The sequence below is a fragment of the Nocardiopsis sp. B62 genome (assembly GCF_018070675.1).
GTDB lineage: Bacteria > Actinomycetota > Actinomycetes > Streptosporangiales > Streptosporangiaceae > Nocardiopsis > Nocardiopsis prasina.
Map to the genome: position 1 here is coordinate 86,304 of NZ_JAGPXK010000014.1, position 14,772 is coordinate 101,075.

General features: G+C 72.0%; 12 protein-coding genes. 5 read left to right on the forward strand and 7 right to left on the reverse strand.

Annotated elements, in window-relative coordinates; translation table 11 throughout:
• Positions 1-55 precede the first annotated feature (55 nt).
• Positions 56-964 carry a LysR substrate-binding domain-containing protein gene (locus KBX21_RS16540; protein WP_049567846.1) on the reverse strand — a complete coding sequence of 303 codons (909 nt, stop codon included), beginning with the start codon at positions 962-964 and terminating at the stop codon, positions 56-58.
• Positions 965-1,123: 159 nt separating this feature from the next.
• Here KBX21_RS16540 and KBX21_RS16545 point away from each other — a divergent pair, with 159 nt between their 5' ends.
• From KBX21_RS16545 to KBX21_RS16565, 5 genes are all read left to right on the forward strand, one after another.
• A complete protein-coding gene (locus KBX21_RS16545; protein ID WP_049567843.1) occupies positions 1,124-2,440 on the forward strand; it encodes an MFS transporter in 1,317 nt (438 codons plus the stop codon).
• 81 nt (positions 2,441-2,521) lie between these two features.
• The gene (locus KBX21_RS16550; RefSeq protein ID WP_049567840.1) at positions 2,522-3,799 is read left to right on the forward strand and encodes an NAD(P)/FAD-dependent oxidoreductase; all 1,278 of its coding nucleotides are present in this window, start codon (positions 2,522-2,524) and stop codon (positions 3,797-3,799) included.
• Positions 3,800-3,807: 8 nt separating this feature from the next.
• Positions 3,808-4,230, forward strand: coding sequence for a RidA family protein (locus tag KBX21_RS16555; protein ID WP_049567837.1), 423 nt, complete (start codon positions 3,808-3,810; stop codon positions 4,228-4,230).
• A complete protein-coding gene (locus tag KBX21_RS16560) occupies positions 4,227-4,895 on the forward strand; it encodes a DUF1028 domain-containing protein (protein ID WP_049567834.1) in 669 nt (222 codons plus the stop codon). The genes KBX21_RS16555 and KBX21_RS16560 overlap by 4 nt, the downstream gene beginning before the upstream one ends.
• Positions 4,885-6,006: a M20 family metallopeptidase gene (locus KBX21_RS16565; RefSeq protein WP_210842443.1), complete on the forward strand. Its 1,122-nt coding sequence runs from the start codon at positions 4,885-4,887 to the stop codon at positions 6,004-6,006. Before KBX21_RS16560 ends, KBX21_RS16565 begins: the two co-directional genes overlap by 11 nt.
• 33 nt (positions 6,007-6,039) lie before the next feature.
• Here the strand turns inward: KBX21_RS16565 and KBX21_RS16570 are convergent, their stop codons facing one another.
• The 6 genes from KBX21_RS16570 to KBX21_RS16595 all read right to left on the reverse strand — a co-directional run bounded on the left by KBX21_RS16570 (position 6,040) and on the right by KBX21_RS16595 (position 14,712).
• Entirely contained in the window at positions 6,040-6,540 is a 501-nt protein-coding gene (locus tag KBX21_RS16570; RefSeq protein WP_234003837.1) for a hypothetical protein, read from the reverse strand.
• 73 nt (positions 6,541-6,613) lie between these two features.
• The gene (locus KBX21_RS16575; protein ID WP_210842444.1) at positions 6,614-7,849 is read right to left on the reverse strand and encodes a helix-turn-helix transcriptional regulator; all 1,236 of its coding nucleotides are present in this window, start codon (positions 7,847-7,849) and stop codon (positions 6,614-6,616) included.
• A gap of 150 nt (positions 7,850-7,999) precedes the next feature.
• On the reverse strand, positions 8,000-9,082 hold the full coding sequence (locus KBX21_RS16580; RefSeq protein WP_210842445.1) for a hypothetical protein: 1,083 nt from the start codon (positions 9,080-9,082) through the stop codon (positions 8,000-8,002).
• A 10-nt stretch (positions 9,083-9,092) separates the two neighbouring features.
• Positions 9,093-10,151, reverse strand: a complete 1,059-nt coding sequence (locus tag KBX21_RS16585; protein WP_210842446.1) for a TIR domain-containing protein — start codon at positions 10,149-10,151, stop codon at positions 9,093-9,095.
• Positions 10,152-10,199: 48 nt separating this feature from the next.
• Positions 10,200-14,066 carry an FxSxx-COOH system tetratricopeptide repeat protein gene (fxsT, locus tag KBX21_RS16590; protein ID WP_210842447.1) on the reverse strand — a complete coding sequence of 1,289 codons (3,867 nt, stop codon included), beginning with the start codon at positions 14,064-14,066 and terminating at the stop codon, positions 10,200-10,202.
• A 163-nt stretch (positions 14,067-14,229) separates the two neighbouring features.
• Positions 14,230-14,712 (reverse strand): GNAT family N-acetyltransferase, encoded by a 483-nt coding sequence (locus KBX21_RS16595; RefSeq protein ID WP_210842448.1) that lies wholly within the window; start codon positions 14,710-14,712, stop codon positions 14,230-14,232.
• Between the last annotated feature and the right edge of the window lie 60 nt (positions 14,713-14,772).

Below are 14,772 nucleotides of genomic sequence, written 5' to 3' on the forward strand. Positions count from 1 at the left end.
CGTCCCCCCCCGGGCCCGCCATCTGCGGGCCCGGGGGCGCCCCTCCCGTTCGGGATCAGACGACGACCTCCCGGCAGACCTCGATGAAGGCCTGTGTCCGCCGGACCGGTGCGCGGTCGGTCAGCTGGACGATCTCGATGCCCAGCCCCTCGGGCTCGACGTCCAGCTCCCGGGTCGCGTAGGGCAGGTCCTCGTAGCTGCGTTCCAACACGGTGCGCTGGGTGAGCAGCGCGTTGCCCAGGCCACGGGCGACCAGGGCTCGGACCATCTCGAAGCTGGTCGTCCGGAAGCGCACGTTCGGGGTCAGCCCGGCCCGGGTGAACAGGCCGAGGAAGTACTCGCCGCCGGGCGGCAGGTCGAACAGGATCAGCGGTTCGACGGCCAGGTCGGCCAGGCTCGGCCGCTCCTTGGCGCTCACCGCCCCGCCCACGGGGGCGAGGACGTACGGGGGCTCGGACCGCAGAGGCAGCGCGGTCACCCCGCTCGCGGTGCGCACCGAGGCCAGCTTGTAGTCGTAGGTGATCGCCAGGTCGATCCGCGTGTTCAGCAGGTCCTCCAGGAGCCTCTCGTGCGCGGCCTCGACGAAGGAGAGCTGGACCTGGGGGTGGCGGCGGGAGAACTCGGCGATCACCCTCGGCAGCAGTATCGGCGCGATCGTGGCGTAGCAGCCGATGGTGAGCGTTCCCTCGATCTGCTCCCGTTCCTGGCGCGCCGACTCCCTGAACTGGTCGAGGCTGGCCAGCACGTTGTCGGCGGCCGCGATCGCGCGCTGGCCGGACGTGGTGAGCCGCATCCCCTTCTGTGAGCGCACGAACAGGGTGATGCCGAGGGCCGACTCCAGCTCGACCAGGGCGGTCGAGACCGCCGACTGCGACACGAACAGCTCGCGCGCGGCGGCGGTCACCGAACCGTGCCTCGCGACGGCCGTCAGGTACTCCAGTTGACGCAGGCTCACGTCCGCCATGCCCGTCCCACTCTCGGTTATCAGTTTTTCCGATGGTTAAGTTCAGATCTATGTGTTGTACAGATCGTACTTCGCACCTCGATACTCGTGACCCAGGCCACAGGCAGGGCGTCCCCCGGGCCCGTCCGTGCCTTGAGTAACGAGTCCCCAGGAGGCGAGATGACCGGTGCGACCCCGGATTCAGTGGACCGGAAGGACCTGCGCCGCAGCGTGTTCGCCGGAGCGGTGGGCGTCTTCGTCCACTGGTTCGACTGGGCCGTCTACGCGTACCTGGCCACCACCATGGCGAAGGTCTTCTTCCCCGAGCAGGACGGCACCACCGGACTGCTCTCGGTGTTCGCGGTCTTCGCCGTGGCGTTCTTCGTGCGACCGATCGGCTCCGTGCTGTTCGGCCACCTCGGAGACCGGTTCGGACGCAAGACCACCCTGTCCATCGTCATCATCTCGATGGCGGCGGGCACGCTCATGCTCGGGCTGCTGCCCACCTACGACTCCGTCGGCATCCTCGCGCCGATCCTGCTCGTGGTCGCCCGCGTGATCCAGGGGCTCGCGGCGGGCGGGGAGTTCGGCAGCGCCGCCGCCTTCCTCGCGGAGTTCTCTCCGCCCAAGCGGCGGGGCTTCGGTTGCTCGTGGATCGAGTTCGGCTCGGTCGCCGGGTTCCTGTGCGCGTCGTTCGCGGTGTGGGCGCTCCACGCGGTCTTCCCGGCCGAGGTCGTCCTCGACTGGGCCTGGCGGATCCCCTTCCTGCTGACGGTGCCCATGGCGGCGGTCGGCCTCTACATCCGCCTGAAGATCGAGGACACGCCCGAGTACCGCGCGCTGGAGGACATGAACAACGTCCCGAGCCAGCCGGTCGTGGAGGTCTTCCGCTCCAACGGGAAGCAGTTCCTCCAGACGGTGGGCATCGAGACGTTCATGAACTCGACCTTCTACATCGTCCTCGTGTACCTGATCACCTACCAGGAGGAGATCGTGGGGGTGCCCGCGGACCGGGCCGCCCTGCTCTCCGCCGCCGCCTCGGTGGTGGCCATGGGTGTGATCCCGCTGTCGGGCATGATCTCCGACCGGGTGGGCCGCAAGCCGGTGCTGTACACCGCTGCCGGGGCGATGATCGTCGGCTCCGTGCCCCTCTTCCTGCTCATGCAGGCGAACACGTCGTGGGCGGCCTTCCTCGCCACCTTCGGACTCGCGGTGATCCTCGCCGTCATCCTGGGCACGCACGCCTCGACGGTGGCGGAACTCTTCCCCACGCGCACCCGCCAGAGCGGCCTCTCCATGGCCTACAGCGTCGCCGGTGCCTTCTTCGCGGGAACCCTGCCGTACCTGATGACCTGGCTGATCTCGGTGACCGGCAGCTCCATGGTCCCCGGTTTCACGATGATCGTGATCGGCGTCATCGGCGCACTCACCCTGCGGACCATGCCCGAGACCAGGGGATCCGACCTTCTGCACGAGAGCGACCGCGCGCGGGTCTGACCCGCCGCCCCCGTGCCCGGGGGCTCGCGCGGCCGAGCCCCCACCAGTACCTCGCAACCGTCCATGGGAGTGGAGAGCAGTATGTCCGTTGAGGAGATCGAAGTCGTCGTCGTCGGAGGGGGGCAGGCCGGGATCGCGACGAGCGAGCACCTGAGCGACCGCCGTGTGCCGCACGTCGTCCTCGAACGCCACCGCGTCGCCGAGCGCTGGCGTTCGGAGCGGTGGGACTCACTGGTCACCAACGGGCCCGTCTGGCACGACCGGTTCCCCGGAATGGAGTTCGACGGTCTCGGACCCGAGGACTTCGCCACGAAGGAACAGGTGGCCGACTACCTGGCCGCCTACGCGGAGAGGATCGACGCGCCGCTGCGCTGCGGGGTCGAGGTGACCTCGGTGCGCAGGCACGACGGCCGCAGGGGCTTTCGTGTGGAGACCTCGGACGGCGTCTACGACGCGCGTTACGTCGTGGCCGCCACCGGACCCTTCCAGCGCCCGGTGATCCCGCCGATCGTTCCCGAGGGGGAGGGGCCGGTCCAGATCCACTCCAGCGGCTACCGCAACCCCGCTCAGCTGCCCGAGGGCGGCGTCCTCGTGGTCGGGTCCGGGTCGTCGGGCGTGCAGATCGCCGACGAACTCCGCGCCTCCGGGCGTCCTGTGTACCTGTCCGTCGGCCCGCACGACCGTCCTCCGCGCCGGTACCGGGGACACGACTTCGTCTGGTGGCTGGGCGTGCTCGGCAAGTGGGAGGCCTCGACCCCGCCCCAGGGCGCCGAGCACGTGACGATCGCGGTCAGTGGTGCGCACGGCGGCCACACCGTGGACTTCCGGGGGTTGGCCGACCGGGGCGTCACGCTCGTGGGCCGGACCGAGACCTACGAGGGCGGGACCGTGCGCTTCGCCTCCGACCTGCGGGAGAACGTCGTCGGCGGCGACGCGAACTACCTGGCGCTGCTGGACGAGGCCGACGCCTACGTCACCCGCAACGGGCTCGACCTCCCGGAGGAGCCTGGGGCCAGGGTCCTTGGGGACCTTCCGGACTCGGTGACCGACCCCGTCCCCGAACTCGATCTCGCCGCAGCCGGGGTCACCTCCGTCGTCTGGGCCACGGGCTTCTCCGCCGACTACGGCTGGCTGCCCACGGACGCCTGCGACGAGCACGGCAGGCCGAGGCACCAGCGCGGGGTCTCCAGCGAGCCCGGCGTCTACTTCGTGGGGCTCCCCTGGCAGTCGCGCCGGGGATCGAGCTTCCTCTGGGGGGCCTGGCACGACGCGAGCTACGTGGCTGACCAGATCTCCATCCAGAGGGGATACATGGAACACAACGACGCCCACCCGCGCCTGACCCACGTCCAGAGGTGAGAGCACCCATGACCACGCACACCCGCATCCGCAAGTTCAACACCCGCGAGACCTACCCCGAGCAGAACCTCGACAACGACCTCTGCCAGGCCGTCGTCGCCGGGGGAGTCGTCTACCTTCGCGGCCAGATCGGCCAGGACCTGGAGACCCGGGAGTCCGTGGGCGTCGGCGACGTCCGCGCCCAGACCGAGAAGGCCATGGCCAACATCGACCTCCTCCTGCGGGAGGCGGGCAGCGGACTCCAGGACATCGTCAAGGTGACGGTCTACCTCGTCGACCCGCGTTACCGCGAGGACGTGTACCGGGAGATGGGGCGCTGGCTCAAGGGCGTCCACCCGGTCTCCACCGGGATCGTCGTCCAGGCGCTGGCCCGGCCGGAGTGGCTGGTGGAGATCGACGCCACCGCCGTGATCTCGGGAGGCCGGGAGTGACCTTCTCCATCGCGGCACACCAGAACGGCAGGTTCGGCGTCGCGGCGGTGTCCTCCTCGCCGGCGGTCGCCGCGCGCGTCGTCCACCTGCGGGACTCCGTCGGCGCCGTCGCGTCGCAGAACATCACCGACCCCCGGCTGGGTTCGGCCCTGCTGGACCGGCTGGAGGCGGGCGCGAGCCCCGAGGCGGCCCTGGAAGAGGTCGTCGGGGCTGCCCCGAACTCCGACTACCGCCAGCTCACCGTGGTGGACGCCTCGGGTGCGGCGGCGACGTTCAGCGGAGGGCTCACCCTCGGCGTGCACGGCGAGGCCACCGGTCCGCACTGCGCGGCGGCGGGCAACATGCTCACCCGCGCCGACATCCCCGCGATCATGTGCGAGGCCTTCGCCTCGGCCGGGGGAGAGCTGGAGCAACGCCTGCTCACGGCGCTCTCGGCCGCACTGGCGGCGGGCGGTGAGGCCGGGCCGGTGTACTCGGCCGGGCTGTCCACAGTGTCCGGCCACGGCTGGCGCGACACGGACCTGCGCGTGGACTGGCAGGACGAACCCGTCGAGGCGCTGCGAGGGCTGCTTGACGTCTGGCTGCCCCAGCGCGACGACTACGTCCAGCGCGGCCTGGACCCGGCCGCCTCGCCCGGATACGGGGTGCCCGGCGATGACCGCTGAGACGCGCCGCCCGCCCGATGCCTCCGACCAGCTCGCGCGGCTGATCGCCTACTCCGAGACCCTGCACGCGCATCCGGAGACCGCCTGGCGGGAACACCGCGCCGCCGCGTGGACGGCCGAGCTCCTTGACGAGTACGGCTTCGAGACGACCACCTCCTACCTCGGCTTCCCCACGGCGGTGCACGGCTCCTACGGGTCGGGCAGCCGCAGGGTGGGCCTGGTCGTCGAGTACGACGCGCTGCCCGGCCTCGGCCACGCGTGCGGGCACAACCTGATCGCCGCGATGTCGGTGGGCGCCGCGATCGCGCTCCGGCCCTGGGCGGACCGTCTCGACCTGCGGATCGAGGTCGTCGGCGCCCCGGCCGAGGAGGGTGGCGGGGGCAAGGTCGAGCTGTTGGACGCGGGCGCCTTCCATGGCCTCGACCTGGCGCTGATGGCCCACCCGGGACCGGTCGACGCTCCCCGGGCCGAGCCGTACGCGGTCGCCCACGACCACGTTCGCTTCACCGGGCGGACGGCCCACGCGGCCGCCTACCCGCACGAGGGCCGTAACGCCAACGACGCCTTCGTGGTCGCCCAGGTGGCCCTGGGGCTGATGCGCCAGCAGCTCCCGCCCAACACCCGGGTGCACGGAATCCAGACCGTCGGAGGGGAGGCCCCCAACGCCATCCCCGGAGTCACCGAAGGCCGCTGGTACACCCGGGCCCGGACCCTGGCCGAGCTGGAGCCGCTCAGGGAACGGGTGGAGCGGTGCTTCGAGGCGGGGGCGTTGGCCACCGACACCGAGCTGGAGTTCACGCCCGAGTCCCAGCCCTACTCCGAGTTCCGCACGGACGAGCGCGCCCTGGAGATCTACACGCGCCACGCCCTGGCGATCGGTCGCCGGTTCGACGCCCCGGTGGAACACCAGACGATGAACCGCGCCTCGACCGACATGGGCAACGTCTCCCAGCACGTGCCCGCCATCCACCCCTACATCGGCCTGGACTGCTTCCCGGTGAGCAACCACCAGCCGGAGTTCGCCGCCGTGTGCGTGGGTGAGGCCGCCAACCGGGTCATCGAGGACGGCGCCACCCTGCTCGCGCGGACCGCCCACGAGTACTTCTCGTAGACGCGCGCGACCCGGCGCCCCGGGGTGGTCCGCTCAGTAGCGGGCCACCCCGGGCTTCCACAGGGTGGCCCGCTCGACAACGTAGACCTCCAGGTTGCCGACGCTCGCACCGCACGCGTCCTGGCGTTCGGTGGTGACCAGGGCCGAGGCGATCAGTTCCGCGCGGTGCCGCTCCTCGGGCTCGGAGTCGCCCACCGGGATCACCTGGCGCACGTGGTGGCAGCGCGCGCTGCCGCTGGTGTGCACCAGACCCACCACGTACGTGCGCTTCCAGCGCCGCAGGGCGGCCTGGTGCGGGATCACGTACCGGTAGCGGCAGCGCACCCGTGTGCCGTCGGGCAGTCCCGCCTCGGCCTGGTAGGTGATCGACCACCAGTTCTCGGCCACGGGAAGGACCGTCGCGTGCATGGCCCGCGCCCACGCCTCCAGGGTTGACCGGTCCTCGGCCTCGATGACGGCGGCGTCGCTCACGGCGTCCCCCGCGCTGTTGAACGGACCCCGGGCGCCCCCTCGAGTCACCCGCGGTTCTGACATGAGACCACTCTAGGTGGCGGTGGGGATGCGAAGGGTACAGATTGTGTCCCCTGTGCCGAGACCGTTCGCCCGCTCAGGACATCAGGCCGATTCGACCCGCCAGAACCCCCGCCCCATCGCGGCGCCGGGGATCGCGTGACTCCAGCTCCTCCAACACCATGCTGCGGGCGAAGGCGTTGTAGCGGACCGTCTCCGGCGCCGCCGCGTGCGCCGCCTCCAGCACCCGCAGCGCCTCGTCCCGCTGTCCGGCCAGGCGGTGGGCGCGGGCCTGCTCGATCCGGTGCCGGGCCCCGCGCGGCCGTGACGGGATCGCCTCCGCCGGGGCGCGCCCGGACTGGCGGACCGCCTCGTGCCCGCTGCGCAGCTCCACCGCCACGGTCACCGCGTGAGCGCCGATCACCGGCCGGGAGAACGAGGTCATCGGGTGGTAGTAGGACGCGGGCAGCCGTTCGGCGGCCTTCCGGGCGGTGTCCCAGTGCCGCCACGCCGTCCCCGCCTCTCCGCGCCGCGCCGCCGTGTACCCCGCCTCGAACCGCAGCGCGCCCCACACCGCCAGCACGTCCGTGTCGGCGTCCGGCAGGTGCCGCTCCAGGTGTCGGCTGACCTCCTCGGTGACCGCGTCCGCCGCCTCCCAGTCACCGGCGTCCCGGTGCGCGTGGGCCAGCAGCCAGGCCGCCACCCCCAGCGCGTGCGGGTCCTCCGCCTCCTGCGCGGCGACCATGCCGCGTTCGGCCACCCGCCACAGGAGGCTCTGCGCGGGCTGGTAGGCGATGAAGAACTGCGCCAGCGAGCACACCTCCGACAGCACCGAGCTCGCCGCGCGTCGCTGCGCCCCGTCCTCGGCGCCGCGCACGGCCCGCTGGGCGTCATCGAACAGCCCGGGGAGCAGGCGCCCCACCACGTCGCGGTGGTTGGGCGCGGCGTGCCGCGCCCGCCACGCCCCCGCCAGCCGGGCGCGCAGCCGCTCCACCGTGGGAACCGGATGGTCGTCGCCCAGCGTGAGGGCGTTGACCGACGCTCGGACCCTCGGCAGCAGCGTGTGCCCCGGGCCGCTGAACAACTCCACGGGCACGGACTGCTCTCCGGTGAGTTCAGCCAGGTCACGAAGGTGTAGTGCCTCCACCAGGCGCAGGAGGACCGGGAGTCTCGGCGTGCCCAGCCGCCCGGTCTCCAGGGCCTTGACCCACGAGGCGGAACGACCCACGAGGCCGCCCAGCACCTCCCTGGTCAGGCCTCGCCTGGTGCGGCTCAGCTTGAGACGGGTACCGAAGGGGATGTCGACCTCGTACGGGTCCGGGGTGCCGTCCACGGGCGCGGTTTCCTTCCCTGGGGGAGTCGCGGAGTCCAGGCTACGAGCCGTCTGCCGACCCCACGGCGCGAACACGACCACTTCCCCCGGTCGGACCCCGCGCACCGGGTATGGCCCGGTCGGACCCCCTCCGAGCTGCGGTGACGCCGTTCAGTTCCGTGTGCTGAGGGGCGGCGGCGGTGCCACCTGGGGGCCGCCGGGGCTGCGCAGACGCTCGAAGACGAGGTCGAAGGTGAACCCGGCGGTGAACCCCACCGGCACCACGAAAAACAGCAGGCGTCTGGCATCCAGCTCCACCAGCAGCTCCGGTACGGTCAGCAGCTGGGCGGCCACGTACAGCAGGACCGACACCGCGCCAGCGCCCAGCCCACGCGCGCAGGCACGCAGGGCCGAGGGGGTCCGACCGAACGAGTCCCTGATCAGCGCCCCTGACACCGCCGCGCACATCGGCCCGGCCAACAACAGGGTGAGACTGAGTGCGTCGGTCGGCCCCGGACCTCCGGCCAGCACGATCGACGCCAACGCGGCGAGCAACAGCAGGATTGCGCCGACCAGTCCGGCCGACTCGCGCCAAAGGCCCCACCGCCGGGCCCGTTCCTCGCGACGCCGTCGTTCGGCCCGACGCTCCATCTGCCGGCGCAGCACCTCGGTCATGCGCCGGGCCGACCCGGGTGACCAGGACTCGCCCAGGGCCCGAACGTCCTCGCGGTCCACGTGCTCACCGGAACCGTCCAGGTACACCCACACCTGCCGTGCCGCGCCGCCGAACACGGCCAACGGGACCACGGGGACTCCCTGGGCCAGCGCCACCACCCCGGTCACCCGGGTGGACCGCCCGCCCCCGGCCAGGACGATCCCGTCCACCTCGAACAGTGTCCGGTAGTAGGGCACCTCCCACTCGGCGCCGGTGTCGCGGATCGTGGTGACACGGACCCTCGACCCCTCGGGCAGGTCGGGCGCGTAGTCCTGGTGCCGGGGCGGATGGGCGATGATCTGGGCTTCGGGCGCGGAGGCGGCCGCGTACCCGCGCGCGACCAGGGTCTCGACGTAGTGCTCGTCGTCGGCGAAGACCACGAGGTCGTACCCGGCCAGGGCCAGTTCCCGGCCGAGCTCGTGGCAGGCGCCGCGCACCTGGTCGGTGGCGCTCAGGGGCGGCTGGTAATCGCGGGAGGAGTCGACGCTGCCGACCACGGCGATCCGCGGCCGCTTCGACGGGACGGGTACCTGCTTCAAGGAGACTCCATCACGGTGCGGGGAGGTCGGTCGGGGTGTCCTCCACGGAGGGCCGACCCTGGGGGAGGAGAGCGCGCAGGGCCGCCGCGGCTGAGGGGGCACCGGCGGTCTCGGACACGGCGAGGGCGAGCCAGGCGAGGGCGTGAGAGTCCGGATGCTGGGCGCGCAGGTGGGACACGAGCCGGGCGTGGCGCTCGGGTGCGGGTACGGTGACCGGCCAGTACAGGGGATTGAGGGCCCGGTCCCGGCGGAGCTCGCCGAGCCTGCGCAGGAACGCCGCCCAGCACACGGGATCGTCCAGCGCGGGGACCGTGAGCAGGACCCGCGTGGCCCGCTCACCGACCGTCCCGCGCGCGTCGGGACCGTCCTGTTCACACTCGGTGACTCTCTCGTGAGGGGCGGCCTCGTCCGGGGCCGGGGCCGGGCCGTCCGGGTCGCCGCCCGCCCTCCGGGCCACCGCGTCCCAGGCGGGGACCGCCTCCCGGGCGAGGGCCTCGGTCAGGGGCGGCAGGCCGACAGCCGCGGACCGGGCCACCAGGGCTCCGATCCGATAGCACAGGGCCTGGTACGCCGTCGGGTCGGTGAGCATCAGCTCCAGGACCCCGGCGTCCGCGTGACCGGGCACGCCCACCCAGTCCAGCCGCTGGCGCTCCCGCACCACGCGGGGGAGCGGCCCGCTGAGCGGCTGCCACACCAGGGGAAGGATGTGGTGGGGCGGGGTGCCGTCGTCGCGGAACCGGCGGACCCGCTCCTCGACGATCCACCACTCCCGGGCACACCAGGCGCTGTTGAGGTGGGTCTCGCTGAGCAGGACCACCAGCGTCCGGGTGGTGGCGCAGTGCCTGAGCAGCTCGGAGCGCCACCCGCCGCCCGGCTCCAGGGTGGGCCCGGTGGCGCCGAAGGCGTGGTCGTGGGTGTGCAGACGGACCATGCCCTCCAGATCGGCGTGGAAGCGCAGGACGTGCTCGCGGTCGGCCCTGCGTCCGCCGTAGCTCGTGAAGAAGGCGCTGGTACCGCCCGCTCCGGTGCCCTCTGTGCCGGTCGCCTCCACGCCCGTCGTCTCCACCATTGGCCCTCCCCGACCCCGTCGGCCCAGCCCCGTCACCGATGTCCGTGCTCAGATCTCCGGCACCTCCAGATCGATGTGGCCGCGTTCGCTGACGGAGTCGCCCATGTGCCGGGCGGTGCTGTTCAGGTAGTTGGCGTAGGCCAGCTCGTAGTGCGGGTGCTGGGTGCCGCACACCTGGTGGAGCTCCTCCTGGGTGCGCACGTCCAGCGCCACGGCCTCGGTGATCTCCCCCCTGGCCACCAGGGCGTTGGCCAGGTTCACCGCCGCGCCCAGCGCCAGGGGATGTCCCGGACCCACCTGGAGGTTGCCGGACAGTCCCTCGTGCGCCCGCCGGGCCTGGACCTGCGCCTCCTGGACGTGCCCGGTCCGGCAGGCGTAAGCGGCCAGGTTGGCTTTGGCCACCAGCGTGAAGGGGTGGTCCTGCCCGAACACCCCCGTGTAACCGTCGACGCACGTGCGGGCCTGACGGTGGGCCAGGTCGTGGCGGTGGGCGGCGGCCAGGCAGGCGGCCAGTTCCAGGGCCATCGCCAGGCTGCGGGGGTGCTCGTCGCCGTACTCGTGCCGGTGCTGTTCGTGGGTTCGGCGAATCCGCTCCAGCGCCTGTTCGGGGTCGCCCACGAGCCGCTCGTTCACCGCCAGTTCCTTGCTCGCGTGCAGCGTGTGAGAGGACAGCTCCCCGATGGTGCGGCGCAGCATCCGCGCCGCCTGGTGGATTTGCCGGTGCGCCATCACGTACTCGCCCGTGCGACGACGGTAGGTCGCGGTCGCCGAGGAGAGGATCCAGGTGTAGGGGTGGCGGTGGCCCAGGATCTCCCGGGTGACCCGGTGCGCCCGCTCGCCGACGGTCAGGGCCTGCGCGTAGTCTCCGGCAGCCGACAGCGACAGCGCCAGGTTGTGCTCGGCCAGGAGGGTGTGCTGGTGGTGGGGACCGCGACCGGCCAGATAGGCGGCGTAGGTCTCCCTGTCGTGTTCGAGCGCCGACCCGAACCGGCCCAGGGCCCGCAGGTCCGCGCCCATGCCACGACGCGTCAGCAGCGTGAACGGGTGCCGATCGCCCAGAACGTCCCGCTGGAGTTCGAGGGTGCGGGCGTTCAGCCGCCCCGCCTCGCGGTGCTGGCCGCGCGAGCGGTGCACGTTGGCCAACTGGGTGGCCAGGTGCAGGCGGAGCCGGTCGCGTTCGCCGAAGGCGTCGGTCCACGTGCGCAGCAGCGGGGTTCCCAGGTCCAGCGCCGCCTCCAACTCGCCCTTGCGGTGGTGGTAGCGCACCTGGTTGACCAGCCACCGGCGGACCTCGTCGTCCCCGCTCAGGTTGGCCTCGGAGGGGGCGATCTGCCAGCGCAGGTTCTGGTACCGGCGGTCGTGGCGGGGGTCGTCCGCCTCCTCGTCGTGCGGGGCGTAGGAGGCCAGCACCTGGCGCACGGACTCGCGGACCCCCGCGCGCTCCTCGGCGGGGATGCGGTCCCGGACCACCTCCTGCACCGCCGGGTGCACCGAGAACATCTTCAGCTGGCGGTCGAAGTCCATCAACAGGACCCGGGTGAGCTGGAAGTGGACGTGGTTGAAGTTGACCCGGCCGGTCCGGTACTGGGGGTCGGCCCCGGCATACTCGCTGACCGCGCGCGGTGACCGGAGCAGGTCCTCGGGAACCCCGTCGGCGGACAGGTGCGCCGCCAGCCGGATCAGACACAGGCTCGCCGGGTGGTACTGCTCCAGTTCGTCCAGGGCGAGGGAACTGCTCAGCCGCTCCTCGAACGAACCGGCTCCCCGCACCACCGAGGGTTCCCGTTCGTCGAGCAGTCGCGTGTACTCCACGACCGCCTCGGCGGCCCCGTCCAGGCGCTGCCCCGAGCCCAGCCACTCCAGCGCGCGGTGCAGCTGGGCGGGCAGGTGGCCCAGTCGGCGCGACAGGGTCAGGGCGGTCTCGGCCTCGATCTCGGGGAGGCGGTCCCGGAACAGTTCCACCACCTCGTCCTCGGTGAAGGGCCCCACCTGGAGGCAGCGCCGGTGGCCGTAGGCCTCCCAGTCGCGGTGGTAGGAGGTGATGATGACGTGCCCGTGATCGTGCGGGATCAACGCGTCCAGCCCACCGGGCGGCCCCGCGTTGTCGTAGACCAGCAGCCACCGGTTGAGCGGACGCCCCGACCGCAGGGCGGCCAGAACGGGGTCGGCCTCGGGGGAGCGGTGGTCGGGGAACCGTTCGGCCAGGGTCGCCGCCAGTTCCTCCAGGGACGACTCGACCTTCTCCGGGCGGTCCGCGGAGATCCACCAGATGAGGTCGTAGTCGCTGCGGAAGCGCCGGACGAACTCGCGGACGATCTCCGACTTCCCACTGCCCTGCATCCCCACCAGCACCACCGGCGGTTTGTCCTCCATGCCCTGCCCGAGGAGGTCGCGCAACCGCTCCAGGAAGCCCTCGCGGCCGCTGAAGTTCTGGTTGCCGTGCGGTGCGTTGCTGATCAGCTCCGGGTTGGGCGCCCCGGGGTAGCTCGGGCCCTGCCCCGGGCCACGGGAGCGGTGACTCGGGAACCTCGGGTCGAAGCGGGCCAGCAGGGCGCCACGGGCGTCCTCCTCCTCCCGGATGCGCAGGTTGATCCACTCGGCGTCGGGGAAGCCGTCCGGCGGGGCGCCCTCGTCGATGGTCACGCCCAGCACACGGTGGGCACCGTTGCCGCCCTGGTGCGGGGCGGTCTCCAGCAGACGGTGCAGGAGCTCGAAGGCGGGCGACCCGTGCAGGTGGGCCGAGACCAGCACCATGATGATGCCGTGCGCCGTGGTCTCCGGCAGGGGAGCGCCCGGCGCCGTCCTGGGCCGCACCACCCGGATGCCGACCCACTCCAGCTGGGGCTGGACCCAGTCCGCCCACGAACGGTCCCGGGAGTCGGCCAGCAGGATCACCGAGGCGACGGCGCCGTGCCGGATCTGCTCGAAGACCAGCCTGACCTGCTCACTCTGCTCCTGGGTGAGGTGACGCCCCCGGGGGACCGCGCCGCCGGTGAGGATGGAGGTCAGCCGCTCGTAGGCGTGGAACAGGGAGCTCGGCATCCATGTGCGTTCGAGGAAGGCCGTGAGGGTGAGGCGCTCGGCGATCCTCGCCTTGTAGGGGATCTCGGCCCGACCCCAGTACTGCCAGGGGTCGTCCTGGGAGCCCTCGACCCAGGACGAGAACGTCTCGTACGCGCGGTCCCGGAGTTCGTCCAGGTTGGGGAGTTCCAGGTCCACGCGGGTCAGGATCGGCCGGACCGGAACGTGCGGTGCCTCGGCGCGCAGCTCGGCGGCGATGCGGGCCGACTTCTGGATGGCGGTGGTGTTGAGGGTCAGGCAGAGGGCGACCTGGTCGGCCAGGACGGTGGCGACGCGCCGCCCCAGGAGCCCGTTGCCGGGGGCGGTGTCGACCAGGACGTGGTCGTATCCGCTGTCCGCCAGCGCCGCGCGGAGTTCGCGCAGGAAGCGCGTGGACAGCTCGCCGCGGGCGAACCCCGAACCGTGGATGGTGTCCAGTTGGGTGAGCCGGGCGGCGTGGTGGGTGCCCGGACCCAGGTAGCCGATCTCGCCCTCGGGGACGCCGGGGATGACCGGCCAGCGGCTCAGGTGTTCGACCTGGTCGCTGAGGTCGGCGCCGCGGGCGCACACCTCCGCGGGGTCGGCCCCCGGGTCGTGGCAGCCCTCGATGACACCGGTGATCATGTCGACCAGGCCCTGGGGACGCCCGCCGCGTAGTCCGAACAGCGGGGAGAAGTACTCGCGCAGTTCGGGGGAGCGCAGGTTGAAGTCGACGAGCAGAACACTCCGACCGGTGCTGGCGATGTTCCAGGCCACGTTGGCCAGGGACGTGGTGCAACTGCTGCCCGACAGGGGTGAATGGAACACGAGGATCTGTCCGACGGAGTTCGTGTCCCCGATTGCTTTGCTGGTCAACGCGGCTCCGGGGGAGGAAGTTTCCTTTTCTCGTACCTTCCCGTCGTCCCGTGTGTCCCGTACGCACGGGCTTTCGGCTTGGGAGAGAGGATGTTCCCACTTTTCATGGGAAGGAACCCCGGGGAACCTGGGTGAGTGGTGCGGGAAAGCGGCCGCAGTGAATTCAGGGGCCTTTGTCGCCGTTGTTTCTGAGGTCGGACTGGAGAAGGACCGGTGAGACGGCGAAGCCGTGCCGGGCGTAGGCGGGGACCGCCCGGTCGCTGGAGTGGACGCTCACCCTTTCCAGCCCGAGTTCGCGGGCCAGACCCAGCACCGCCCGGATCAGCTGTCCGCCGAGGCCGAGGTCCCGTAGCTCGGGGCGTACGTAGACGCACTGCACGTCGCCCGAGGCCCGCTCGAACGCTCGCGGTTGCGGGACACGCGGGGTGACCGCCAGCCACGCCATACCGGCCACCGCCCCGTCCATGACCGCCACGAAGCAGTGGTGGGTGTCCCGTTGGTCCCAGCCCCAGTCGACGAACCGGGCCGTGAACTCGGCCAGGGGCAGGTCCGGGGCTCCGTGCACCTCGGTCTCCCACGACCAGCGCAGTTCGGCGACGCCGGGCAGGTCCTCGGGTCGGGCCGGTCGGACGGTGGCTTCGCTCATGCCCCGATGGTGCCAGCCCAGCGGACACGGCGAAGCCCCCGGAGCGGGCCTGCGCCGCAC